The sequence below is a fragment of the Delftia sp. WSY_10 genome (genome assembly GCF_043104705.1).
GTDB classification, from domain to species: Bacteria; Pseudomonadota; Gammaproteobacteria; order Burkholderiales; family Burkholderiaceae_C; genus Comamonas; species Comamonas tsuruhatensis.
This window is the reverse complement of the sequence record NZ_JBICKY010000004.1, coordinates 12,914-37,478: the sequence shown is the minus strand read 5'-3', so window position 1 is coordinate 37,478 and position 24,565 is coordinate 12,914. Positions and strand designations below refer to the sequence as shown.

General features: G+C 68.4%; 21 protein-coding genes. 10 read left to right on the top strand and 11 right to left on the bottom strand.

The window, feature by feature from the left end; genetic code table 11:
• Window positions 1-75: 75 nt before the first annotated feature.
• Complete coding sequence (locus ACF8ML_RS00380) at window positions 76-279, bottom strand: DUF3460 family protein (RefSeq protein ID WP_012203764.1); 204 nt, start codon at window positions 277-279, stop codon at window positions 76-78.
• Window positions 280-325: 46 nt separating this feature from the next.
• On the opposite strand from ACF8ML_RS00380, the gene bamE reads away from it, so the two are divergent.
• Together bamE and ACF8ML_RS00370 are read left to right on the top strand one after the other, a co-directional pair.
• A complete protein-coding gene (gene bamE / locus ACF8ML_RS00375; protein ID WP_012203765.1) occupies window positions 326-823 on the top strand; it encodes an outer membrane protein assembly factor BamE in 498 nt (165 codons plus the stop codon).
• A 174-nt stretch (window positions 824-997) separates the two neighbouring features.
• Window positions 998-1,648 carry a YitT family protein gene (locus ACF8ML_RS00370; RefSeq protein ID WP_088166256.1) on the top strand — a complete coding sequence of 217 codons (651 nt, stop codon included), beginning with the start codon at window positions 998-1,000 and terminating at the stop codon, window positions 1,646-1,648.
• Between the two features lie 2 nt (window positions 1,649-1,650).
• On the opposite strand, the gene ACF8ML_RS00365 is transcribed toward ACF8ML_RS00370, so the two are convergent.
• The 4 genes from ACF8ML_RS00365 to ACF8ML_RS00350 all read right to left on the bottom strand — a co-directional run bounded on the left by ACF8ML_RS00365 (window position 1,651) and on the right by ACF8ML_RS00350 (window position 6,008).
• Window positions 1,651-1,935, bottom strand: coding sequence for a hypothetical protein (locus ACF8ML_RS00365; RefSeq protein WP_123692809.1), 285 nt, complete (start codon window positions 1,933-1,935; stop codon window positions 1,651-1,653).
• Between the two features lie 12 nt (window positions 1,936-1,947).
• Entirely contained in the window at window positions 1,948-4,014 is a 2,067-nt protein-coding gene (metG, locus tag ACF8ML_RS00360) for a methionine--tRNA ligase (protein ID WP_046238958.1), read from the bottom strand.
• Between the two features lie 138 nt (window positions 4,015-4,152).
• Window positions 4,153-5,391 (bottom strand): patatin-like phospholipase family protein, encoded by a 1,239-nt coding sequence (locus tag ACF8ML_RS00355; protein WP_012203769.1) that lies wholly within the window; start codon window positions 5,389-5,391, stop codon window positions 4,153-4,155.
• Window positions 5,392-5,447: 56 nt separating this feature from the next.
• Window positions 5,448-6,008, bottom strand: coding sequence for a restriction endonuclease (locus tag ACF8ML_RS00350; RefSeq protein WP_016449037.1), 561 nt, complete (start codon window positions 6,006-6,008; stop codon window positions 5,448-5,450).
• Between the two features lie 138 nt (window positions 6,009-6,146).
• On the opposite strand from ACF8ML_RS00350, the gene apbC reads away from it, so the two are divergent.
• Both apbC and ACF8ML_RS00340 read left to right on the top strand, forming a co-directional pair.
• Window positions 6,147-7,238 carry an iron-sulfur cluster carrier protein ApbC gene (gene apbC / locus ACF8ML_RS00345; RefSeq protein ID WP_012203771.1) on the top strand — a complete coding sequence of 364 codons (1,092 nt, stop codon included), beginning with the start codon at window positions 6,147-6,149 and terminating at the stop codon, window positions 7,236-7,238.
• 19 nt (window positions 7,239-7,257) lie between these two features.
• On the top strand, window positions 7,258-8,226 hold the full coding sequence (locus tag ACF8ML_RS00340) for a LysR family transcriptional regulator (protein WP_047326016.1): 969 nt from the start codon (window positions 7,258-7,260) through the stop codon (window positions 8,224-8,226).
• Here the strand turns inward: ACF8ML_RS00340 and ACF8ML_RS00335 are convergent.
• From ACF8ML_RS00335 to ACF8ML_RS00315, 5 genes are all read right to left on the bottom strand, one after another.
• Complete coding sequence (locus tag ACF8ML_RS00335; protein WP_392405835.1) at window positions 8,223-10,547, bottom strand: molybdopterin cofactor-binding domain-containing protein; 2,325 nt, start codon at window positions 10,545-10,547, stop codon at window positions 8,223-8,225. The two genes, ACF8ML_RS00340 and ACF8ML_RS00335, sit on opposite strands and share 4 nt — an antisense overlap.
• Before the next feature lie 107 nt (window positions 10,548-10,654).
• The gene (locus ACF8ML_RS00330; protein ID WP_392405833.1) at window positions 10,655-11,332 is read right to left on the bottom strand and encodes an N-carbamoylsarcosine amidohydrolase; all 678 of its coding nucleotides are present in this window, start codon (window positions 11,330-11,332) and stop codon (window positions 10,655-10,657) included.
• Window positions 11,329-12,414 carry a 2,5-dihydroxypyridine 5,6-dioxygenase gene (locus tag ACF8ML_RS00325; protein WP_047326013.1) on the bottom strand — a complete coding sequence of 362 codons (1,086 nt, stop codon included), beginning with the start codon at window positions 12,412-12,414 and terminating at the stop codon, window positions 11,329-11,331. Before ACF8ML_RS00325 ends, ACF8ML_RS00330 begins: the two co-directional genes overlap by 4 nt.
• A 50-nt stretch (window positions 12,415-12,464) precedes the next feature.
• A complete protein-coding gene (locus tag ACF8ML_RS00320; protein WP_392405831.1) occupies window positions 12,465-13,310 on the bottom strand; it encodes an alpha/beta fold hydrolase in 846 nt (281 codons plus the stop codon).
• An 11-nt stretch (window positions 13,311-13,321) separates the two neighbouring features.
• Window positions 13,322-14,110, bottom strand: a complete 789-nt coding sequence (locus tag ACF8ML_RS00315) for an Asp/Glu racemase (protein WP_043824574.1) — start codon at window positions 14,108-14,110, stop codon at window positions 13,322-13,324.
• Window positions 14,111-14,433: 323 nt separating this feature from the next.
• On the opposite strand from ACF8ML_RS00315, the gene ACF8ML_RS00310 reads away from it, so the two are divergent.
• From ACF8ML_RS00310 to ACF8ML_RS00290, 5 genes are all read left to right on the top strand, one after another.
• Window positions 14,434-15,591: an FAD-dependent monooxygenase gene (locus tag ACF8ML_RS00310; protein ID WP_016449030.1), complete on the top strand. Its 1,158-nt coding sequence runs from the start codon at window positions 14,434-14,436 to the stop codon at window positions 15,589-15,591.
• A 102-nt stretch (window positions 15,592-15,693) separates the two neighbouring features.
• Complete coding sequence (locus ACF8ML_RS00305) at window positions 15,694-16,251, top strand: (2Fe-2S)-binding protein (protein ID WP_012203779.1); 558 nt, start codon at window positions 15,694-15,696, stop codon at window positions 16,249-16,251.
• Window positions 16,248-19,238, top strand: coding sequence for a c-type cytochrome (locus ACF8ML_RS00300; RefSeq protein ID WP_392405828.1), 2,991 nt, complete (start codon window positions 16,248-16,250; stop codon window positions 19,236-19,238). The genes ACF8ML_RS00305 and ACF8ML_RS00300 overlap by 4 nt, the downstream gene beginning before the upstream one ends.
• Window positions 19,239-19,591: 353 nt before the next feature.
• The gene (locus tag ACF8ML_RS00295; RefSeq protein ID WP_026062635.1) at window positions 19,592-20,908 is read left to right on the top strand and encodes an MFS transporter; all 1,317 of its coding nucleotides are present in this window, start codon (window positions 19,592-19,594) and stop codon (window positions 20,906-20,908) included.
• Window positions 20,909-21,138: 230 nt separating this feature from the next.
• The gene (locus ACF8ML_RS00290; protein ID WP_392405826.1) at window positions 21,139-21,573 is read left to right on the top strand and encodes a hypothetical protein; all 435 of its coding nucleotides are present in this window, start codon (window positions 21,139-21,141) and stop codon (window positions 21,571-21,573) included.
• 60 nt (window positions 21,574-21,633) lie between these two features.
• Here the strand turns inward: ACF8ML_RS00290 and ACF8ML_RS00285 are convergent, their stop codons facing one another.
• Window positions 21,634-22,077, bottom strand: coding sequence for a MarR family winged helix-turn-helix transcriptional regulator (locus ACF8ML_RS00285; protein ID WP_392406029.1), 444 nt, complete (start codon window positions 22,075-22,077; stop codon window positions 21,634-21,636).
• Between the two features lie 299 nt (window positions 22,078-22,376).
• Between ACF8ML_RS00285 and ACF8ML_RS00280 the strand changes: the two genes are divergently transcribed.
• Window positions 22,377-24,563 carry a formate dehydrogenase subunit gamma gene (locus tag ACF8ML_RS00280; RefSeq protein WP_392405825.1) on the top strand — a complete coding sequence of 729 codons (2,187 nt, stop codon included), beginning with the start codon at window positions 22,377-22,379 and terminating at the stop codon, window positions 24,561-24,563.
• The last annotated feature ends 2 nt before the right edge of the window (window positions 24,564-24,565 follow it).

The following is a 24,565-nucleotide window of genomic DNA, read 5'->3' as shown; positions in this document are numbered from 1 at the left end:
GCCTTGCTGCCTGGGCGAATGCCGCATGCGCAGGGTGCACGGTGGGAACAGGCTGATTTTTCATCGCATGGGCAATCAGGAGTTCGTCTGGTAGACGTAGGGCTTCTGGTCCACGCGGCCGGCGCGCAGGTCTTCCCAGACTTCGTGGTTCACGTCCTTGTCCCACAGCAGCGAGCGGCCGGCCAGCTGCTGGCTGGGCAGCTCGGGCTTTTGCTTCTTCAGATCGTTGATGAAGTTGGTGGCGTCGGAGCGATAGTCGGGGCGGCGAAAGAATGACATAGTCTGATAACCTCTTGAATCGCGTGATTTTACCGGGACACCGCCGATGAACCTAGTCTCCCGTCTTCTGGGGGTTGCCGTGGCCGTGATGGGCATGCTCTCGCTGCCCGGCTGCGATCCCCAAAACATCAAGGAACTCGAAGAAGGCCTGTCCACCGAGGCCGACGTCCGCGCCCGCTTTGGCGAGCCCGAACGCATCTGGACCGAGCCCGACGGCTCGCGCACCTTCGAGTACAACCGCCAGCCCGCCGGCAGCCGCAACTACATGATCACCATCGGCACCGATGGCCGCATGAGCGCGCTGCGCCAGGTGCTGGCGCCGCACAACTTCGAGAAGATCCGCCCCGGCATGGACGAGGAGCAGGTGCGCCGCATGCTGGGCAAGCCCGCCAAGATCACGCCCTACCAGCTCAAGCAGGAAACCGACTGGGACTGGAACTACATCGATCCCCCCACGCGCGACATGGAGTTCACCGTGACCTTCGGGCCCGACGGACGCGTGCTGCGCAGCGCCGGCCGCGAGAAACTGCACGGCGGCGCCTGACAGCAGGCCCTTGCAAGTTCCTGCAAGCATCCTGCGATGCGCTGTACCCTGCACGCCACAGCGCGCCGGGGCAACAGTCTCTAGAATCCGGGTTTGTACCTATGACACCCCATGGGTACGGTGAAGGCTCCGAACCGGGGCCTTTGCGACGATAGATCTGTCATCACCCCGACAATGTCCACGCCTTCCCTACCCGCTGCCGCGCCCGCTGCGCCTGTTTCGGCCACCGCTTCGCTGCGCCATGGCCTCTTCGAGGATGTCCAGGCCCTCTTCACCGGAACCCTGTTCGTGGGCATCGCCATGATGATGTTCGCCCAGGCGGGGCTTTTGACGGGCAGCACGGCGGGCCTGGCCTTCGTGCTGCACTACGCCACGGGCTGGCCGTTCGGCCTGGTCTTCTTCGCGATCAACATCCCGTTCTACTGGTTTGCCTGGACGCGCGTGGGCCGCACCTTCACGGTCAAGACCTTCATCTGCGTGGGCGCGCTGTCGCTGATCACCGAAATGGGGCCGCGCCTCATCCACATCGACTACCTGCACCCGGCCTTTGCCGCCATCGCGGGCGGCCTGCTCATGGGCTCGGGCCTGCTGTTCCTGGCGCGCCACCGCTCCAGCCTGGGCGGCGCCACCATTGCCTCGCTCTACCTGCAGGACCGCTACGGCATCCGCGCCGGCAAGGTGCAGATGGCCATCGACTGCTGCGTGGTGCTGCTGGCGCTGTGGGTCGTGCCCTTCGAGCGCGTGGCCTGGTCGGTGCTGGCGGCCGTGGTCATGGGCGTGTTCCTGGCCGTGAGCCACCGGCCCGGGCGCTACGCCGGGCAGTAGCCTCAGGGCGTCAGAGGCTGCCCATCGGGCGTGCGGTAGCGGACCGTGATGCCGCTGTTGTCTGCGGCTGCCCCGTCATCGCTCATCGCATCGACGGCCTTGCCCACTCCCTTGCCGACGATCTTGACCGTGCCCACGGCCGCATCTGCGGCCAGTCCCACGGCCGAGGCCGTGACGCTGACCGCCGTGGCGGTCACGGCCACCACGGTGCAGCCGGACAGCAGGGCCGCGGCGCACAGGCAAAGAAAAGCCCCCAGGGCCGGGGACCGTGAGGGCTTGCGGGACATGGATGCCTTGCTTCAGTGGATGCGCATGCCGGGTGTGGCGCCTGGGAAAGGCTCCAGCACATAGATGCCGGGGTTGGCCTTCTCATCGGCGTGGCTGGCGGCCAGCACCATGCCTTCGGAGATGCCGAACTTCATCTTGCGCGGCGCCAGGTTGGCCACCATCACGGTGAGCTTGCCCTGCAGCTGCTCGGGCTGGTACATGCTGGAGATGCCGGAGAACACGTTGCGTGTCTTGCCTTCGCCCACGTCCAGCGTGAGCTGCAGCAGCTTGGTCGAGCCTTCCACGGGCTTGCATTCCACGATCTTGGCGATGCGCAGGTCCACCTTGGCGAAGTCGTCGATGCTGATGGTTTCGGCAATTTCCTCGCCACCGGGCAGGACCTTCTCGACCACGGGCTCGGGGGCCTCGAACAGGGCCTCCAGCTGCTTGACGTCCACGCGCTGCATCAGGTGCTTGTACAGGCCGATGGCATGGCCGGCGCCCAGCAGGTTCTGTGCGTCGGCGAACTGCAGCGGCGCCACGTTCAGGAAGCCTTCCACCTGTTCGGCCACGGCCGGCAGGATGGGCTTCAGGTAGATGGTCAGCAGGCGGAAGGCCTCGATGCAGGTGGTGCACACGTCCTGAAGGCGGGCGTCCATGCCTTCCTGCTTGGCCAGCTCCCAGGGCTTGTTGGCGTCCACGTATTCGTTGACGCGGTCGCACAGCTGCATGATCTCGCGCACGGCGCGGGCCGTGTCGCGGTTCTCGAAGGCCTGGACGACGGCCTCGCTCTGGCCGCGCAGCTGGGCCAGCAGGGCCTGGCCATCTTCGCTGACCGTGCCCAGCTTGCCGTCGAAGCGCTTGGCGATGAAGCCGGCCGCGCGCGAGGCGATGTTCACGTACTTGCCGATCAGGTCGGAGTTGACGCGGGCCATGAAGTCATCGGGGTTGAAGTCGATGTCTTCATTCTTGCCGTTGAGCTTGGCGCCCAGGTAGTAGCGCAGCCACTCGGGGTTCATCTGCAGGCCCAGGTACTTGAGCGGGTCCAGGCCGGTGCCGCGGCTCTTGCTCATCTTCTCGCCGTTGTTCACGGTCATGAAGCCGTGCACGCAGATCTTGGTGGGCGTCTTGCGGCCGCTGAACTTGAGCATGGCGGGCCAGAACAGCGTGTGGAAGGTGATGATGTCCTTGCCGATGAAGTGGTACTGCTCCAGCGCGGGGTCGGCCATGTAGGCCTCGTAGTCCTCGCCACGGCGGTCCAGCAGGTTCTTGAGCGAGGCCAGGTAGCCCACGGGCGCGTCCAGCCAGACGTAGAAGTACTTGCCCGGCGCATCGGGGATCTCGATGCCGAAGTAGGGCGCGTCGCGCGAGATGTCCCAGTCGCCCAGGCCCTCGCTGGTCGTGCCGTCCGGGTTGGTGCGCACGCTGAACCATTCCTTGATCTTGTTGGCCACCTCGGGCTGCACGTGCTGGCCGTCCTGGGTCCATTCGGTCAGGAATTCCACGCAGCGCGGGTCCGACAGCTTGAAGAAGAAATGCTCCGAGCTCTTGAGCACGGGCTTGGCGCCGGACAGCGCCGAGTAGGGGTTGATCAGGTCGGTGGGCGCGTAGACGGCGCTGCAGACCTCGCAGTTGTCGCCGTACTGGTCCTTGGCGTGGCAGCGCGGGCATTCGCCCTTGATGAAGCGGTCGGGCAGGAACATGTTCTTCTCGGGGTCGAAGAACTGCTCGATGGTGCGCGTCTCGATGAAGCCGGCAGCCTTCAGGTCCCTGTAGATCTGCTGGGCCAGCGCGTGGTTCTCGGGCGCGTCGGTGTTGTGCCAGTTGTCGAAGGCGATGTGGAAGCCGTCCAGGTACTGCTTGCGGCCTGCGGCGATGTCGGCCACGAACTGCTGGGGCGTCTTGCCGGCCTTCTCGGCCGCAATCATGATGGGCGCGCCGTGGGCGTCATCGGCACCCACGAAGTTGACCGCGTTGCCCTGCATTCGCTGCGCACGCACCCAGGTGTCGGCCTGGATGTATTCCATGATGTGGCCGATGTGGAAGTTGCCGTTGGCGTACGGCAGGGCGGTGGTGACGAAGAGTTTGCGTGCGGTCATGGATGGCGGCTTTCTCGGGGGAACCTGACATTCTAGAAGGGCTGGGCGGTTGTGGGGCGGCGATGGCTTTTCCGTGCAGGCGGACATACGGGGAGTTGTTGAGGGCCTTCGCTGCGCCAGGCCTGTTGGCTGCAGGCGTCAGCTGGCGACCAGCGGGCGCTGCCAGCCCAGGAACTGCTCGATATCGCTGCGCCGCGCCAGCGCGTCGCGCCGGCCCAGGGCCATGAGTTCGCGGGTGAAGCTGCGCTCGAACAGCAGGTAGCTGGCCAGGGCGGCGCCGCGCGGGTCGCTGGCGTCCTGGCGCACGCCCAGGGCGCCCAGCAGGGTGCGCATGGGCAGCGGCAGCTGGCCCACATGGCGCGCGGCGATGGCGTCTATGCGTTCGGACGGCGAGATGACCAGCAACTGCAGCGGGCGCAGCCGGCTGCGTTCGCGGTCGGCGGGCGGGATCAGGGCCAGGGTCTGGTTGATGCGCTCGGCACGCTCCACGTCCAGGGACAGGGCGTCCAGGAAGATGCTCGACAGCGTGTGGCCCGCGATGTGGGCCAGCGACGGGTAGCTTGCGCCTTCCGGCGGAGGCCTGGCCGGCGGCTCGGTGCGCCGGCCCGCGCCCACGACGAGGATGCGCTCTGCGCCCAGGTGGATGGCGGGCGCCAGCGGTGCGGTCTGGCGCATGGAGCCGTCGCCGAAGTATTCGGTGGCGCCGTCCAGCGGCAGCGGCGTGGCCGGAAAGATGAAGGGAATGGCCGAGGAGGCCAGCAGGTGCGCGTGCGTGATCTGGGCGGCGGCGGCCTTGCGCTGGTTGCGCACCCAGGGCTGGAGCTGGTCCTGCGCCTGGCAGAAGGTCACATGCTCGCTGGTGGTGTAGCTGGAGGCCGAGACCGCCAGCGCGCGCAGGTGGCCGTCCGCGATCAATTGCGGCAGGCGTTCCAGCGGAACCAGGCCGCGCGACAGCAGGCGGCCCAGCGGCTGGTTGTCCAGCAGCGAGCGCGGGCGCATGCGGCCCCAGCGCGCCAGGGCCCAGCCCAGCGACAGCAGGGTCAGCCAGCGCGCGCCGCTGCGCAGCACGCTCAGCGAGTCGGACAGGTAGATGTCCTCGGGCCGCAGGTTGCGCCAGATGCGCGACATGCGGCGCACGGCCCGGTCGAAATGGTCGCTGCCGCAGGCCAGGGCCGCCGCGTTGATGGCGCCGGCCGAAGTGCCGACCAGGATGGGGAAGGGATTGGGGCCATGCTGCTGGCCGCAGGCGCGGCGTATCTCGGCAATGGCCTCCAGCACGCCGGCCTGGTAGGCGGCGCGGGCGCCGCCGCCGCTGAGCAGCAGTCCGGTGCTGGGGGGAGGGAGGCTGGAGTCGGGTGAGGGCGCGGCATCGGGCATGCCTGGAGTGTGCCGCGCGCCGGCCGTCATCAGATCAGGGGATGACCCCGAAGGAATCAGGCCTTGGCCAGCAGGGAGCCCAGGTCCTTGCCGGAGATCAGGGCGATGCCCTGCTGCTTGGCCCAGGCGGCTGCATTCTCGGCCGGCGGCTGCAGCGACAGGTAGCAGACCGTGGCCGCATCGCGCGCCTGGCCTGCGGCCAGCAGGGCGCGCAGCGGCTCCATGCCGTGCACGCCGGCCTTCCAGCGCCTGGCGCTGGCCACGGTGGTGCGGCCTTCGCGTTCCAGCACGAAGTCGGCGCCGTCCTTGTCGGACAGGCGGGTCACGGTGTAGCCCTCGGCCTGCCAGGCGCGATCGAGCCGATCGGCGAACTCGCGCCAGCTTTGCTGGGCGGCGATCTCCAGGGCCTGCTCCACCTTGGCGGGGCTGGGCGCGCGCAGCTGGCGCCAGGCGGCAACGCAGCCTATGCCGAAGAAGGGCAGGGCGGTGATGGCGGCGAACGGCGCGATGTCCTTGGGCAGCAGCGCCGTGGACACCAGGGTCACCAGCGCGGCCAGCGCGATGCTGATCCACCAGCGCGAGCGCAGCAGGATCGCGAACAGGGAGTTGTGGGCCATCTTGAATTTCACGGGGCGGATCTTTCGCGGAAAAAGGCGGGAGAAATGGGAACAAAGCCAGCGGGGCCTGCATTGTCTCGCGCGGGCGAGGGCTTGGGGCCTTGGATAGACTATCCGGCTCTAGGAGTAATCAAAGCAATGGCAGTCACAGAACAAGCGCTCTTGGCCGCGCTCTCCAGCGTGCTCGACCCCCACACCGGCAAGGACTATGTGAGCACCCGCGCCCTGCGCAACCTGCAGGTCACGGGGGCCGACGTGGCCTTCGACGTGGAGATGGGCTATCCGGCGCAAAGCCTGGTGCCGGCGCTGCGCGGCCAGTTCGTCGCGGCGGCCAAGACCGTCGAGGGCGTGGGCAATGTCTCGGTCAACATCACGTCCAAGGTCGCCGCGCATGCGGTGCAGCGCGGCGTGCAGCTGCTGCCGGGCGTCAAGAACATCATCGCCATCTCGTCCGGCAAGGGCGGCGTGGGCAAGAGCACGACCACGGCCAACCTGGCGCTGGCGCTGGCCGCCGAGGGCGCGCGCGTGGGCATCCTGGACGCCGACATCTACGGCCCCAGCCAGCCCATGATGATGGGCATCTCGGGCCGCCCCGAAAGCCCCGATGGCAAGACCATGGAGCCCATGGAAAGCCATGGCGTGCAGGTCATGTCCATCGGCTTCCTGGTCAACAACGACCAGGCCATGATTTGGCGCGGCCCCATGGCCACGCAGGCGCTGGAGCAGATGCTGCGCCAGACCAACTGGAAGGATCTGGACTACCTGCTGGTGGACATGCCGCCCGGCACCGGCGACATCCAGCTGACGCTGGCCCAGCGCGTGCCCATGACGGGCGCCGTGGTCGTCACCACGCCCCAGGACATCGCCCTGATCGACGCCAAGAAGGGCGTGAAGATGTTCGAGAAGGTGGGCGTGCCCATCCTGGGCCTGGTGGAGAACATGGCGGCCCACGTCTGCACCAACTGCGGCCATGTGGAGCACATCTTCGGCGCCGAGGGCGGCAAGCAGATGGCGGCCGAGTACGGCATCGACTACCTGGGCGCCCTGCCCCTGTCGCTGCAGATCCGCCTGCAGGCCGACAGCGGCAAGCCCACCGTGGTGGCCGAGCCCGACAGCGAGGCCGCGCAGATCTACAAGAAGGTGGCGCGCGACCTGGCCGTGAAGGTGGCGCTCAAGGCACGCGATTTCACGAGCAAGTTCCCGACGATCACCGTCAGCCAGGGAACCTGACCCTTCTGGCGCCGCCGGCATGAACCTGCTGACCTCGATGCGGTATCTGGCGGCGCTCAACGAGCACCGCCATTTCGGCCGCGCGGCGCTGGCATGCCACATCACCCAGCCGGCGCTGTCCAATGCGTTGCGCGCGCTGGAGGAGGAGTTCGGCACGGTCATCGTGCGCCGGGGCCGCTCGTTCGCGGGCTTCACGCCCGAGGGCGATCAGGTGCTGGCCACGGCCCTGGCCATGCTGCGGGCCGAGGAAGGCCTGCGCCAGGAACTGAGCGCCGCCGCCGGCGCGCTGCGCGGGCAGCTGCGCATGGCGGCCGTGCCCACGGCCATGCCCATGCTCACGCGCTTTGCGGCCCTGCTGCGCGAGCACCATCCGGGCATCACGCCCGTGGTGCTGTCCATGAGCTCGGCCGAGATCGAGAGCGGGCTCGAAGACCTGTCGCTGGACCTGGCCCTGGGCTACAGCGCGCGCATGCCGCCGCGCGGACCGCGCCTGCAGTCCTGGCCCCAGTACGAGGAGCACTACTACCTGCTGTGCCGCGAGTGCCCCGAGTGCCGCGATGGGCAGGGCGAGGGCCGGCCCTTTGCCTTTGGTGCCGACATCGCCTGGCGCGAAGTGGCCGGCATGCCGCTGTGCCTGCTCACCCCCGACATGCACAACCGCACCGTGATCGACGAGGCCTTCGCCGCCGTGGACATGACCGTGCAGCCCGCCATGGAAACCAACTCCGTGCTGACCCTGGTGATGGCCGTGGCGCAAGGAACGGATGGCATGACCACCGTGCTGCCCGGCGCCATGGTGGCCACGGTGCGCCACATGCCGGGCCTGGTGGCGCGGCCGCTGCGCTCGCCCGAGCTGGTCACGCCCATAGGCTTCATGGCCCAGCAGGGCGTGGCGCCCACGCGCGCGCTGCAGGCGGCGCTGCAACTGCAGGACGACGCCGGTTGGCGTGCGCAGTGCCTGCGGCATGCGGGGGCGCTGAAAGACTAGGCGGGTTGTGCAGTCTCTGGCGTGGCGTTCGGCGCGGCATTCAGTGCGGCGCGCACCACGTCGGGCGTGAACGGCGCGGCATAGAAACGACGGCCGGTGGCGTCGAACAGCGCATTGGCCAGCGCGGCCGGGCCGGGCACCGAGGCCGATTCGCCAGCGCCCATGGGGGGCTCATCCTGGCGCGGCATCAGCACCACTTCGATGGGAGGCAGGTCGCGGAAGCCGATGATGGGGTAGCTGCCCCATTCGCGGCTGGCCACGCCTTGCGCATTGAAGGCGACCTTCTCCATCAGGCTGCGGCTCAGGGTCTGGATGACGTTGCCGTGGATCTGGTGGCGCACGCCGTCGGGGTTGATCATCATTCCCGTGTCCTGGCCCACGACCAGGCGCCGCACGGCGATGCGGCCGCTGGCGGGGTCCACGTCGATGTCGATGACCCAGGCGGCCCAGGCCGCGCCGAAGCCGGGAAAGCGGCTGTGGATGTAGCGCGCATAGGCCACGCCGCGCCCGTGCAGCAGGCCGTCGGCGCCGGGGCGGCCCCGGCTTCCCGGCTGGTTTGGTTGCCAGCCCGCGTGGCGGGCCGTGGCCTCGATCAGCTCGATGGCGCGCGGGTCATCAAGGTGGCGAACACGGTAGTCCACGGGGTCGGCACCGGCCGCATGGGCCAGCTCGTCGATCATGCAATCGTGGGCAAAGGAATTGGGCAGGGCCGAGACGCCGCGCAGCCAGGACGAGCGCACGATGGGCGCCATGTCATGGCAGGTGATGCGCTGGCTGGCATAGCGGTAGGGCGGCACGGCGGTGCGGTCGCCCATCTCCAGCGTGCGCGGCTCGCCCGGGATGCGGCCCGTGAGCAGCAGGGCCAGCAGCGGCGCGTCGTTGGAGGGGTAGCGCACGGCAAAGTCATAGGCCAGCAGTTCGCCCCGGGCATCGATGGCCGCGCTCACGTCCATGAGCTGGGCCGTGCCCTTGGGCTCCCACTGGTGTTCCTGCTCGCGCGTGAGCTGCACGCGCACGGGCGCGCCCACGGCCATGGACAGCAGGGCGGCGTCGGCGCAGACATCGTCGGCGCAGTTGCGGCCGTAGCAGCCGGCCGCCTCCAGGCGCACGATCTCGATGCGGTCCTCGCCCAGTTGCAGCAGGCGGTCCAGGTCGGTGCGCAGCATGTGGGGGTTCTGCGTGCCGGCCCAGAGCTTGAGACGGCCCTCGCTGAAATCGGCCACGGCGCAGGACGGGCCGATGGAGGCATGCATCTGGTAGGGCCAGACGTAGCTGCGGCGCAGTTCGGTGGCCGTACCCGTGCCGACGCCCGCGAAGGCGTCGTCCACAGACCCCTGGTCCACCAGCGAGCGTTGCTGGACGGGATTGGCGCGTATCGCCGCAGCCAGATCGGATAAGTCAGGCGCTGGCGGCACGGCCTGCCATTGCACGCGCAGCGCGCGCATGGCGGCAATGGCCTGTTCCTCGCGGTCGGCGACCACGCCGACGAAGTCGCCCTCGGTGACCACCTGCACGTTGCCAGGCAGGTGGGCCACGGAGTCGCGCTCCACTGCCACCAGGCAGCGGCCGATGAAGCTGCCGCCGTCGCGGCCCGGGTGCGGAGGGCGGATGACGCGGCCATGGCGCATGCCGGGCACGCGCATATCATGGACAAAGCTCAGCTCGCCCGTGGCCTTGGCGGGGATGTCCACGCGCGCCGCGCCACGGCCGACGAGTCGGTATTCGCTGGCGGGCTTGAGCTTCACCTCCTGATCGGGCGGGGCCAGCGTCAGCTGCAGCTGCTGGCCGCGCAGCAGATCGCCATAGCCGAGTTCGCGGGCATCGCTGCCATCGGCAAAGCGCACCACACCTTCGTGCGCCTGGAGCCGGTTCGCCGCCACGCTCCATTGCTGCGCGGCCAGTGCCAGCAACTGCTCGCGCGCCTGGGCGGCGGCGCGGCGCAGCGGCACGGCCGAGATCTGGATGCTGGCGCTGGCAATGGTCGGGCCCTGGTTGGGCGCGGCGGCCGTGTGGCCCAGCACCATGTCCAGGCGCGCCAAAGGCACTTCGAGTTCTTCCGCCACGATCTGCGCCAGGGCCGTGCGTATGCCCGTGCCCAGGTCCACATGGCCGTTGAAGGCCAGGGCGCGCCAACCCTGGGGCGCGGCTTCGTCGGCCAGCACGGCCACGAAGACCTCGGGCGTGGATTGCACATAGTCGGAGGCCGTGCCGGGCTGGCCGGGCGCAGGGCGCGGCGGCGCCACGGGCTGGCGCACCACGAGCAGGGTGTCGGCGCGCGTGAGCAGCTGTGCGTGCAGGGCTTGGGGCTGGGGCAGGTTCATGGGGCGGTGTTCTTCGCGGGCACGCCTTCAGGCGTGCCCTGTGCATGTTATGCACTCCGGGGCCGGCTGCGCAGGGCTGGCTCCATAGGCGCGTTGGCGCGGTGGGATCAACCTGCGGCGAGGGCGTCGGTGTCGGTGATGGCCTGGCCCAGCGGCATCACGGCCGCGTACTTCTGGGCCATGTCGAACAGGTTGGCCTCGTGCGGGCCCAGGGCGCGGTCGCCGCAGCAGTCGGCCACGACCAGCGGGCGAAAGCCCGACTGCATGGCATCGACCACGCTGGCGCGCACGCAGCCGCTGGTCACGCAGCCGGCCACCAGCAGGGTCTGCACGCCGCGCTGGGCCAGCCAGGGTGCGAGCATGGTGCCGAAGAAGGCCGAGGGCGTGCTCTTGCGCACCACGTATTCGCCAGCGGCCGGGGCCAGCTGGGGCACGATGGCGCTGTTGGGGCTGTCTTCCTTCAGGGTCAGCATGCCGGGCACCTTCAGGCAGAAGATGTTGTGGTCGGCATCGTCGTCCGAGAACACGATGCGGCTGTGCGCCACGGGCCAGCCGCGCTCGCGCGCATGGGCCAGCAGGTGCTGCGTCTGCGCGATGGCTTCGGGGATGTTGCCGCCGCCGAAGACGGCCGGGTCGGCAAAGCCGTTGACGAAGTCGATGATGAGCAGGCCGAACGGGGCCTTGAGCGGCAGCGGTGTGCCGAAGCCCTGGCGTGCGTAGGCAGAGATGTCGCCCTGCACGCCCTCGGTGGGAACGCTCTGCGTGCTGGTGGTGGCGGTTGTCATGCGATGTCCTTTCCTTGCTTGGACCTTTTGGCGGCGCGCGCCAGTCCTTCCTCGTCCTGCACCACGCCGTCGATGACCGTGGGCTTGCCATCCAGCGCCACCGAGCAGTGGCGCATGGGGATGTCGATGTGGCAGGCCGTGGTGCGGCTGCCCCCGGCCTCGTTGTTGGGGCCCATGGACCACAGGAAGTTGCCCTCGAAGGCACGGGCGTCCATGCCGATGTGGGTTTCCTTGTTGTAGTGGGCCAGCATGGACCAGTGGGCGCGCGGCTGCAGCCCCCAGCCGATGTGGGAGACGGCATAGGCCTCGGGGTCCTCGTAGGAGGCCATGTACTCCTTGAGGATGTCGGCCTGCAGGCCGCCGCTGATGCGCGTGACGTAGCCCTTTTCGATGACGAGTTCGATGGGCTCGGTCACGTAGTCCTTCATGGGCAGCAGGATGTCGCCCCGGTCCAGCACCACGCGGCCGTTGCTCTCGCCCTCGTCGGGCCAGGTCAGCACGAAGCCGCTGGGCCAGTGGTCCCAGCGGCCGGGCTGGTCCACGAAGCCGTATTCGCAGATGGCCGGGAAGCTGCCCAGGCGGCAGCGCAGGTCGGTGCCCGCGGCCGAGGTGATGTGCATCTGCCTGGCCGCCTCGATCAGCTTGGATGCGGCCTGCACGCGCGCGCGGTCGCCCTCGGTGGGCACCAGGCGGCACAGCACCTCGGGCGGCTCCACGGCCAGCAGGATCTTGGTGCCGGTCTGCAGGATCTCGTGCTGCTCGGGCGAGAACAGCAGCGTCATCAGGTCCAGCACCAGGTCGCTGGCCTTGAGCGCGGCGATGGCGGCGGGGTTGCCGGTCAGTGGCGTGGTTCCCAGGTAGGCCAGCGAGTCGCGGCTCAGTGATTTTTCGGCATTGACGGGCGGCAGGTCCAGGCGGTTGACGCGCGCACCCATTTCGCTGGAGGCGGCAATGGCGCAGCGCAGCGTCTGCGGGTGCGTGTCGGCGCCCGTGAGCACGGTGACGGTCTGGCCGGCTTCGAGCCGGGACAGCGTGAGCACCTGCTTCCAGGCGTGGATCAGATCGATATCGCTGACGGACATGGTCGGCTCCTTGGTGTCGCGATGGATGGGAGTGGGCTGCGGTTGGACATTCAGTCCACCCGCGCGCCGAGGAAATCGCCCAAGGCCACGTAGAAGCCGGCCTCGTTGTCCCAGGGAATCATGTGGCCGGCGTTGGGCACGCGCACATGCTCGGTCTGGGGTGCCAGGCCTTGCCACTCGGCCACGTCCTCGCTGCGCACCACGTCGCCGCGCTCGGCCGTGACCAGCAGCAGCGGGTGCTGGATGCGGGGCAGGTCGGTATGGATGTCGTCACGGCCGAAGTCCTCGAAGCTCTGCACGATGGCCGGCTCGTGGCAGGTGTGCAGCCACTGGGCGCGCAGCTGGCGCTGCTCTTCGGTCCAGGTGGGGCAGAAGGCGCGCATGGCCTCGGCATCCATGCCCAGCGTGGCCTGGCGGATGGAGTCCACATACCAGGGCAGGGCGGCCGGGTAGGCGCGGCGGCCGGGGCCGGAGACCGGCGGATCGACGATGACCAGGCGCGTGAGCCCCACCGGCTGGCTGCGCGCGGCGCGCACGGCGATGCGCCCGCCCATGGAGTGGCCGACCAGCGCCCAGCGCTGCAGGCCTAGGGCCTGGGCGAAGGCGGCCACGTCGGCGGCCTGGGCATCGAGGCTGTAGTCCAGGCCCGGGCCGGAGGACGACAGGCCGCGCCCGCGCACATCCAGCACATAGGTGTCGAACTGGCGGCCCAGGTGCTCGGCCACGAAGCCCCAGGTCACGGCCGGGCTGGTGATGCCGGGGATCAGGATGACGGCGTCGCGCTGCGCGCGTTCGCCCTCGGCGCCGCCGTAGCGCAGGTAGTGCTGGCGGATGCCGTTGGCATGGACGTTGCCGCCGTAGCGGAATGTGCTGGGGGTGCTGGAGGTGCTGGTCATGCGTGTGTTCCTCAGGCCTTGGCTGCGCTGTTGCCGGTGTCGTAGGGGTAGGCGCCCGACAGCAGCGCACCCGCGCCCGGCACCACGGGGTCCAGCCCCAGTTCCTTGAGGATGGCATAGGTGGTGGCGATGGAGGCGGTCAGCACGGGCTTGCCGGTCTGGGCCTCGACCTGGGCCACGGCCGGCAGCGAGGGCATCTGCACGCAGGCCGACAGCACGATCACGTCGGCGTCGGCGTAGTTCATGCCGGCCACGATGCCGGGCAGCTTGGCGGGGTCGTGGCGGCCCACGTCCAGGTTGTCGGGGATCTCCAGCGCACGCCAGTCCACGATCTCGAAGCCTTCGGCGGCCACGTAGTCCATGACCAGCTGGGTCAGCGGAATCATGTAGGGCGCCACCAGGGCGATCTTCTTGGCGCCCATGACCTTGAGCGCTTCCACCAGCGCGCCGGCGCTGGTGATCACCGGGGCGGTGGCGCCATTGCTGGCCGTGCGCTCGGTCAGGCGCTGCTGCGAGACGCGGTGGTAGCCCTTGCCCATGGCCATGATGGCCACCAGGCAGGCATAGCCCAGCACGTCCACGCGCGCGTCGCTCAGCTCCAGCGCGCAGCGGTCGCTTTCGGCGTCCATGGCGGCCAGTTCCTCCTTCTGGACCTTCTTCATGCGCATGCGGCTGGAGTGGAAGGTGAAGCGGTCCTGCGGGCGCAGCGTGGAGTGGGCCTGCAGCATGGCCGGCACCTCGGTCTCCATGGTGGTGTTGGAGCTGGGGACGATCTGGCCGATGCGGAACGTTTTGGTCATGGACTTGCCTTTGCGAAGTTTCGAGGGTTTCTGATCAGAATCAACTGAGTGTGTACGCTTTATTCTTGCAAAAGACGTGCCGCCTTGCAAATGAGAATTTTCTCGGGGTTTGTACTGATTTGGTGCAGAAATTGCACCAAAAATGGCGAACTTCAATTTATTCTGCCGCCCTATGGTGCATGCGTCGATTTGAAAAATTCAAGCGCATACACCTGAATTAAGTGTTTTGTTGCCTGGCACGCTTCCTGCTCTACACCCTGCAAGGACGCGCCGAAGCAACGGTTGCCCCGTCTGGCTTTCAACATTCCTGCAAGGAGAAAACTGTGTCTCAATCCCCTCGAATCGCCGTTGTCGGCGCCGGTCTCGGCGGGGCTGCAGCTGCCAAGCTGCTGCTCCAGGAAGGCTTCAATGTCCGCGTCTATGAGCAGGCGCCCAGCTTCTCGCGCCTGGGAGCCGGCATCCACGTCGGGCCCAATGTGATGAAGATCCTGCGCCGCATCGGCATCGAGGACGCGCTCAACGAGCAGGGCTCGCATCCCGACTACTGGTACAGCCGCCACTGGCAGACGGGCGACGTGCTGGCCCAGATCCCGCTGGGCGACTACGCCGTCAAGGAATACGGCGCCAGCTACCTGACCGTGCACCGTGGCGACTTCCATGCGCTGCTGGTCGAGGCCCTGCCCGACAGCGTGATGGCCTACGGCAAGTTCCTGACCAAGGTGGAGGACCGCGGCAATGTGGTCGTCATGCACTTTGCCGACGGCACGACCGAGGAGGCCGACATCGTCATCGGCGCCGATGGCGTGAACTCCCGCATCCGCGAGGAACTCCTGGGCCCGGAGCTGCCCAAGTACGCGGGCTACCTGGCCCACCGCGCCGTGTTCCCCACGCCCGAGGTCAAGGCCGGCATGCTGCCCTTCGACGCCTGCGTGAAGTGGTGGAGCGATGACCGCCACATGATGACCTACTTCGTCACCGGCAAGGCCGACGAGCTGTACTACGTGACCGGCGTGCCCGTCGAGAAGTGGGACCTCAACGACCGCTGGCTGCCCAGCAGCAAGGAAGAGATGCGCGAGGCCTTCTCGGGCTGGCATCCCACCGTGCAGGCACTGATCGACGCCACCGTGGAAGTGACCAAGTGGTCGCTGCTCGAGCGCGATCCGCTGCCGCTGTGGAGCCGTGGCCGCCTGGTGCTGCTGGGCGATGCCTGCCACCCCATGAAGCCCCACATGGCCCAGGGCGCCGCCATGGCCATCGAGGACGGCGCCATGCTGGCGCGCTGCCTCAAGGAAGTCGGCGCGCACAACCATGAGCTGGCCTTCGCCCTGTACGAAGCCAACCGTGCCGAGCGCGCCAGCAAGGTGCAGCGCATCTCGCACGACAACACCTGGCTGCGCACCAACGAAGATCCGTCCTGGTGCTTCGGCTACGACGTGTTCAACGTGCCCCTGGTCGAGCCCAAGGTCAAGGCAGCGGCCTGATACTCGCTGCCTTGCCGGACGAGGGGAGGGAATCTCCCCCTCCTGTCCGGCCGCAGAACGCCGACATCCTGAACCGCAGCCAAGTTGCAAGAGCCTCGTCCCATGGGAACCCCAGTCCATCCAAGCAGTACACCCAGCCCCATCCGCCTGCAGGTCAATGCACGCGCATGCGAGGTGCCGGCAGCGCCCGGGACGGCGCTGCTGCATGTGCTGCGCAATGACCTGGAGCTGAACGGGCCCAAGTACGGCTGCGGCCTGGGCGAATGCGGCGCCTGCACGGTGCTGATCGATGGCGTGGCCGCGCGTTCCTGCGTGATCCCCGTGCGGGCGGCCGTGGGCCGCGAGGTCACCACGCTGGAAGGCCTGGGCTCGCGCCAGTGCCCCGGCCCCACGCAGCAGGCCTTCATCGACTGCCAGGCGGCCCAGTGCGGCTACTGCCTCAACGGCATGATCATGACGGTGGAGGCCCTGCTGCGCCGCAACCCCAATCCCACCGAGCAGGAGCTGCGCAACGAGCTGCACCACAACCTGTGCCGCTGCGGCACGCATGTGGAAATCATGCAGGCCGCCCTGCGCGCCGTGCAGCTGCGTGCGCAACGCGCCGCGCTGCAGGCACCCTCCGGTTTTCCATCTTCCAGCGCGGGCGAGGTCCAGCCATGAGCCCGGCCGGCCACACTCCCGCCCTGCCTTCCGACCTGCTGCACGGCCTGGCGCTGCGCCCGCCCGTCGCGGCCTGGGACGGTCTGCGCTACCGGGGCAGCGTGCCCCTGCATGCACGGTTGCAGGACGCCCAGGCCATGGCCGGCGTGGTGGCCGCGGTGCAGCGCGGGCATTTTCTGGGTGTGGTGGCCGTGGCGCCTGTCTATGCCCGGCAGGCCGCTGCCAGCCTGTCCCCTGCCTGGGACGACCGGCAGGAAGCCAGGGCCGCCAGCGCGCCCCGTGCTGCCGACAGAGCCGACAAGGCTGGCAAGGCCGACCTGCCCGATGCCGGCCGCTATGTCTGGCGCATGGCTGTGCCCGCGTCTTGCGAGGGTGCCGCACGCGCAGCCGTGTGGTGCCTGGACGGCCATGCCAGCGTCTGGCTGCCGCCCTGCGACGCCGGCGTGCAGCAGATGATCGGCCGCGAACTGGCCGCATTGCTGCAATGCCCCGAGTCCGCGCTGCGGCTGTTCAGCCTGCCGGCCACGGCGGCCGGCACCCCGCATGTGCTGGATCTCATGGACGCAGCGGCCGATGCGGCCCTGCTGTCCCAGGCCGTGGGCCGGCCCGTCAGCGTGGCCTGCGAGGCCTGGACTGCTGCGGGCAGCGCAGACAGCCGGGAGCTGGTGCTGCGCGTGGATGCGCGGCCTTCGCAAGGGCTTGATGCCGACACGGTGGTGCAGCCTCAGCCGGGCAATGCATCGCCGCAGCCAGACCTGCTGCTGTCCGACACGCCCTGGGCCGTGCGCCCCAGCATGGCGCGCCTGCTGAGCCAGCCCGAGCTGGCGCGCGCCGCGGCCCTGGCCACCGTGCTCGATGCCGGCGAAGTGCAAGAGCGCAGGCTGGCCGCCAGCCTGCGGCATGCCGGCGTCGATGATCTGAATGCCGCCCAGGTCTTTGCCCGCGAAAGCCACTGGCATGAGCAGGCGCTGGACCAGGGCCGTGACCCGCTGCAATGGCGGCTGCAGCACCTGCCCGAAGGCCCGGTGCGCGATCTGGCCCGGCAGGTGGCCGAGCGTGCGCAGGCATCGCAGCAGGCGCCATCCCACCAGGGGGCCGACGGCCGCCTGCTGGGCCGGGGCTTTGCCACCGCCCAGCTGCAGACCCTGGATGCGCAGGGCGACGACCTCCATGCCTGGAGCGCCTGGGTGGCCGAGGTGGCCGTGCACCCGCAAACGGGCGAGATCGAAGTGACCCGCGTCGTGGCCGGCCATGACAGCCGCAGCATGCAGGCGGCGCAGGCCGCCAGCACGCGGCCCGAGATCGTCCAGCAGGACCCGCAACTGCTGGCCGACGCGCGCCGGCTGCTGGGCGCGGCCCCCGCTTTTGACGACTGGGCAGGGTCCACAGCTTCCGCTGCTTCTTTCGATGTGATCGCCAAGCCCGGCTCCGACCTGGCGCAGCGTGCGCCCGGCGATATCGCGCTCGTCCGCCAGGGCAATTTGGCGCTGGATGGCGTGGCCACGCTGCCCGCCGCCGCCGCCATTGCCAACGCCATCCACCATGCGACAGGCGTGCGCCTGCGCGAAGTGCCCTTCCAGCCCGAGCAGCTGCGCCTGGCCCTGGCGGGCGAGGGTGCCGGCAAGCCCGGTGCGGCGCGGCCCGGCCGTGGCTGGGGCTGGCTGGCCGCAGGCGCCGCAGGCCTTGCCGGCATGGCGGCCATGGCCTGGCCGCTGAAGCCGGCCCTGCCGCTGACCGACGGGCCCGATGTGTCCCTGTACTCGCCGCAGGCCTTGGAGCGCGGCCGCCTGGTGGCGGCTGCGGGCGACTGCGTGGTCTGCCACACGGCCCCGGGCGGCGCGGCCAATGCCGGCGGCTTCGGGCTGGAGACGCCGTTCGGCACCATCTACTCCACCAACATCACACCCGACAACGAAACCGGCATCGGCCGCTGGTCCTACGCGGCCTTCGAGCGCGCCATGCGCCACGGCATCCACCAGGATGGGCGCCAGCTGTATCCGGCCTTCCCATACACGGCCTTCGCCAAGCTCAGCGATGGCGACCTGCAGGCCCTCTACGGCTACCTGATGTCCCAGCCTGCCGTGAAGGCCAAGGCGCCCGAGACGCAGCTGGCCTTCCCCTACAACCTGCGCCCGGCCATGGCGGGCTGGAACCTGCTGTTCCACGACGCCACGCCGTTCAAGGCCGACCCCGCGCGCAGCGCCGAATGGAACCGCGGCGCCTACCTGGTCGAAGGCGCGGGCCACTGCGCGGCCTGCCACTCGCCGCGCAATGCGCTGGGTGCCGAAAAGACCGGCATCCACTACCTGGGCGGCGGCGAGGCCGAAGGCTGGACGGCGCCCGCGCTCAATCAACTGGCCGGCGGCAAGCTGCCCTGGAGCCGCGAAGAGCTGCACCAGTACCTGCGCACCGGCTTCTCGGCCCGCCACGGCGTGGCGGCCGGCCCCATGGCGCCCGTCATCCACGGCCTGGCCCAGTTGCCCGAAGCCGATGTGCGCGCCATGGCCACCTACCTGATGGAACTGCCGGGCCAGGCCCCACAGGCACCACAGGCCGCCCAGGCCGCCCCGGCCATGCCGGCACCGGCGCCGGCCGCCGTGCAGGCGGCGGCGCCTGCGGCCCCACCTGCCAGGGTCCTGGACCGCCACGCCAATGGCGAGCGCATCTACCAGAACGCCTGCGCGGTCTGCCATGAGGCGGGCAGCGGTCCCACATTGTTCGGCGTCAAGCCGCAGCTGGCCCTGAACACCAACCTGCATGCGGCCAGCCCCGACAACCTGGTCCAGGTGATCCTGAATGGCATACAGGCGCCGGCCGACGATGCGCTGGGCTACATGCCCGGCTTCGGGGACAGCCTGGACGACAGGCAGATCGCGGACCTGCTCGGATATTTGCGCGAACGATTTGCACCGGAGGAAAAAGCTTGGCCAGACGACACGAAGACGATTAACCGGCTGCGCATGCAGGCACAGGCGCATGCGCACTGAGGGCGGCAATGGGCAGCAATGGGCGGCGGCATGGGCGATGCCGCGGATATGGACACCTTGCCCTGGAATCTCTCCAGGGCCTGGGTCCTGACATCTGATGCTGGGGACGGGTGATGGGCAACAACGGACGGCGCTGTCGATGTGCAGCCTGTCCGCAATGCGCCCATCGCCCGGATGCAGAGACCGACATCCTGAATTTTTTCATCGGGCCATGGAGATGGCGCCGAGGGAGCGGTTCGCTCCGGATGTGTGAAGGGTGGAAGGCACGGCAGGAGACGGCAACACAAGCTGAACGGCCTTGCCTGGGAAAAGACAGATTCAACAATTGCGATGGCTAGAAAAGGAGTCCCTGCATGTCATCTACATACATTTCGGTGGAAAAAGGCATCCAGACAGCGGGTGTCGGCAAGTTCCAATATCGGCTGTTCGTCATCTTCGGGCTGGTCTGGCTGGCCGACGCCATGCAGGTGCTGTCCATCGGCTTCAGCGCGCCGTCCATTGCCAAGACCTTCGGCAAGACCGTGCCCGAGGCGCTGCAGACCGGCACCTTCTTCTTCATCGGCATGCTGATCGGCGCCTTCGTCTTCGGCCGCCTGGCCGACCGCATCGGGCGCCGCCCGGTGCTGATGATGGCCGTGGTGATCGATGCCTTCGCGGGCGTGGCCTCGGCCTTTGCGCCCGAGTTCGCCTGGCTGCTGGTGCTGCGCTTCATCACCGGCATCGGCGTGGGCGGCACGCTGCCCGTGGACTACACCATGATGGCCGAGTTCCTGCCCAGCGACCGCCGCGGCCGCTGGCTGGTGCTGCTGGAATCGTTCTGGGCCGTGGGCACCATCTTCCTGGCCATCCTGGCGCTGGTGGCCGTGTCCTGGGGTGACGATGCCTGGCGCGTGATCTTCTTCGTGACCGGACTGCCGGCGCTGATCGGCGTGGTGCTGCGCTTCTACATCCCCGAGTCGCCCATGTTCCTCAACCGCAACGGCAAGTCCGAAGAGGCGCGCAAGGTGCTGCAGCGGGTGGCCAAGGTCAACGGCACCACGGCGGACATCCCCGCCCTGCAGCCTGAAAAGCAGGAGCGCAAATCCATCCTCGCGCTGTTCAACGGCGGCCTGCGCCGCCGCAGCCTCTCGCTGTTCCTGGCCTGGGCGCTGATCTCCATCGCCTACTACGGTGTCTTCGTCTACCTGCCCGTCAAGCTCAGCAGCGAGGGCTTCGCCTTCATGCGCGGCCAGGTCTTCCTGGTGGTGCTGGCCCTGGTGCAACTGCCCGGCTTTGCGCTGTCGGCCTATGGCGTGGAACGCTGGGGCCGCAAGCCCACGCTGATCGGCTTTTTGCTGCTCAGCGCCGTCGGCTGCATGTTCTACAGCCTGGGCTCGTCGCCCTTCGTGGTCATCGGCTCCACCCTGCTGATGAGCTTCTCGCTGCTGGGCACCTGGGGCGCGCTGTACGCCTTCACCCCCGAGGTCTACCCCACCGACCTGCGTGCCAGCGGCATGGGCATGGCCGGCGCCGTGGCGCGCTTCGGCGGCCTGTTCGCCCCGGCCATCATTGCGCCCATCATGGCCACCCACTTCACCCTGGCGCTGGCCGTGCTGTCTGCCATGCTGGTGGGCGGCGCCCTGTCGATCTGGGCCGTGGATGTGGAATCGCGCAACCGGGCGCTGGATTGACGCCGAGAAAGAACTTCGACTGAAAAAGGTCTGCGCAAGCAGGCCTTTTTTCATGGGGTCCCCAAATGGGGATCAGGCCTTTTTCGAAGGCAGGGCGTGCGGATTGTCCGATTTGCTGGAGAACTTCCATGGACTGAAGCTCCTGTGAGCTCAACCGGTCCATGCGACACAATGACTGCTCCTGGCGCAAGCAATTCGCTGCGCCATATCTTCAGCGGAGCCTTGTTCTCATGTCATTGAATGGCAGCTATCGCAGGCATGGCCTGGTCGCCACGGCAATCCTGGCTGTGCTCTGCCTTTCAGTGCTGGTCGCTCCCCGAAAGGCGATGGGCAACCAGGAAGAACCAGTGGTTTTGATCGGCTCGATCCATCGTTCGGTCGGAGAAGGGCAAACCATGGGCTGCGAGAAGATTGCGCTGCGGCCCAAGGATGTCATCCGTTATTTCTCCACGGCAACCGAGGTTTCCTTCTCCACCTTCCACTATGAATCGATCATTCTGCCTTGCGCCTTCAGTGGGAAGCTGCGGCGCAATGGCGTGGCCTATGGGTGGAGCATCAATTCAGCAGGTGCCGGATATCTCTACCCAGAAGATGGGCGTGAGAATCTGTTTTTTCTTTGCTACAGGTCGTGCGCAAAGGCACTGCCTGGGTTGATGGGGCTTTGACGGCGAGGGCCCCGCTCTTTGAAATAGCCAGGCACCCATCCCCATGAAAACAGGGGCTCTTCAATCCGCCTCGCCACCTTCCAGCATCTTCTTGAGCAAAAAATCCAGCGCCAGGCGCTCGGCCGGATTGAGCTTGCCGTAGGTGCTTTCGGTGATCTGCTTGGCGAAGGGCTCCATGTCGCGCACCAGGTCCTGGCCGGCCTCGGTGAGGTTGATGACGACCTTGCGGCGGTCGATGCGGTCATGGTCCACCTGCACCAGTTCGCGCTGCTTGAGCCGGTCCACCACGCCGCGGATGGTGGCCTGGTCGATCACGGTGGCCTTGACGATGTCGGCCAGCGAGCTGCCGCTGTTGTCGCGCACGGAGCACAGCACCACGAATTGCGCAGCCGTAAGCTGCGAGTCGGGAATGTATTGCTGGAAGAGTGCAGTGTGGCGCTGATAGACACGCCGCAGCAGGTGGCCGATCTGTTCTGAAAAATGATAGCCATCCTGTGGCGTCATGGCTGATGGCGGGTGGTTCATGGTGCGCGTGAGCTTATCAAAATTCACACCAAATACCGTGTAATTTGCGACAAGCCGGGCGCATTTGCCAAGTGGCGCAAACCCGCGCTGGCTGCGGCATCCGCAAGACCTGCGGCAGCAGGCGCAGCACTGCCCGGCGGCTCATTTGCCGATTGAATGGCGCAATCATCCGTTTGAATTTGACGGCTTGCCCGGCAGGCCTTGAAATGGCATGAGAGACAAAGCGCCAGCGGACCGGACCGCGCCGCTCCCCACAACGAAAGCCAGCAGGGACACCCATGCCAGCCACACAAGGGAAGATCATTCCCATTGCCGTCCTCAATGCCGCTGTTGCCGGCAGCGCACTCGGCGCCCATGAGCGCGAGGCCGTCGAGCACGCCATTGCCGTCCACGCCCTGCGCCCCGGCCCCCTGATCGAGTTGCTGCACGCCGTGCAGGACATGCTGGGCCATATCCCCGAAGCCGCCGTGCCGCGCATCGCCGATGCGCTGAACCTCTCGCGTGCCGAGGTGCATGGCGTCATCTCCTACTACCCCCATTTCCGCAGCACGCCAGCGGGCCGCCATGTGCTGCAGGTCTGCCGCGCCGAGGCCTGCCAGTCGCGCGGTGCCGACGCGCTGCTGGCCCACGCAGGCCAGGCGCTGGGCTGCGGATCGAGTGGGCATGGGCATGGGCATGCAACCAGTGCCGATGGCGCCGTCACGCTGGAGCCGGTCTACTGCCTGGGCCTGTGCGCGTCATCGCCTGCCGTGATGCTCGATGGCCGGCCCCATGCGCATGTCACGGCCAACGGCCTGGATGCACTCATCGCGCAATGCCGCCAGCCGGAGCAGGCCGGCGAGCCGGTGGCCCAGCCTGCGCATGCAGGGACAGGGACAGGGGCAGGGGCAGGCCCCGGCGTGCGCGTCTATGTGCCCCGCGATGCCGCCGCGCTGGCCTTGGGGGCCGACGCCGTGGCCGGCGCCCTGCAGCGCGAGTGCGCGGCGCGCGGCCTTCAGGTGCAGATCGTGCGCAACGGCTCGCGCGGCCTGCTGTGGCTGGAAACCCTGGTGGAAGTCGAGACGCCCGAAGGCCGCGTGGCCTACGGCCCGGTCACGGCCGATGCGGTGCCGGGCCTGATCGATGCCGGAATGCTGCAGGGCGACAGCCATGCGCTGTGCCATGGACTGACCGAGGCCATTGCCTACCTGGCGCGCCAGGAGCGCCTGACCTTTGCGCGCGTGGGCGTCATCGACCCGCTGGACCTGTCCGACTACGCAGCCCATGGCGGCTGGCAGGGGCTGGAGCGCGCGGCGCGCATGGAGCCCGCGGCCATCGTGCAGGAGGTGCTGGATTCGGGCCTGCGCGGCCGTGGCGGTGCGGCGTTTCCGGCCGGCATCAAGTGGAAGACCGTGGCCGCCGCAGCGGGGCCGCAAAAGTACATTGCCTGCAATGCCGACGAGGGCGACTCGGGCACCTTTGCCGACCGGCTGCTGATGGAAGGCGATCCCTACACGCTGATCGAAGGCATGGCCATTGCTGGCCTGGCCGTGGGCGCCACGCAGGGCCTGGTCTATGTGCGCAGCGAGTATCCGCATGCCATCGCCACCCTGCGCGAAGCCATTGCGCGCGCCGAGGCCGCAGGCTGGCTGGGCCGCGACGTGGCCGGCAGCGGGCGGGCCTTCCACATGGAGGTGCGCAAGGGCGCGGGCAGCTATGTCTGCGGCGAGGAAACGGCCATGCTGGAGAGCATCGAGGGCCGGCGCGGCATCGTGCGCGCCAAGCCGCCGCTGCCGGCCATCGAGGGCCTGTGGGGCCGGCCCACGGTGATCAACAACGTGATCACGCTGGCCACGGTGCCGCTGATCCTGGCGCGCGGCGCGGCCTTCTACCAGGGCTTCGGCATGGGCCGCTCGCGCGGCACGCTGCCGTTCCAGCTGGCCGGCAATATTGCGCGCGGCGGCCTGGTGGAAAAGGCCTTCGGCCTGAGCCTGCGCGAGCTGGTGGAAGACTTCGGCGGCGGCACGGCCACCGGCCGCACCGTCAAGGCCGTGCAGGTGGGCGGCCCGCTGGGCAGCTATGTGGCGCCGGCCGACTGGAATGCGCCGCTGGACTACGAGGTCTATGCCGCCAAGGGCAATGTGGTGGGGCACGGCGGCATCGTCGTGCATGACGACACGGCCGACATGGCGCAGCTGGCGCGCTACGCCATGGAGTTCTGCGCCATCGAGTCCTGCGGCAAGTGCACGCCCTGCCGCATCGGCTCCACGCGCGGCGTGGAGGTCATCGACCGCATCGTGCGCGCCGGCAGCGACCCTGCCGCCCACGCCAGCCAGGTGGCCCTGCTGGAGAACCTGTGCGACACCATGCAGCACGGCTCCATGTGCGCCATGGGCGGGATGACGCCGTATCCCGTGCGCTCGGCGCTGAACCACTACCCCCAGGACTTCGGCATCGAGTCCACCACGGCCGCAGCGGCTGCCTGACC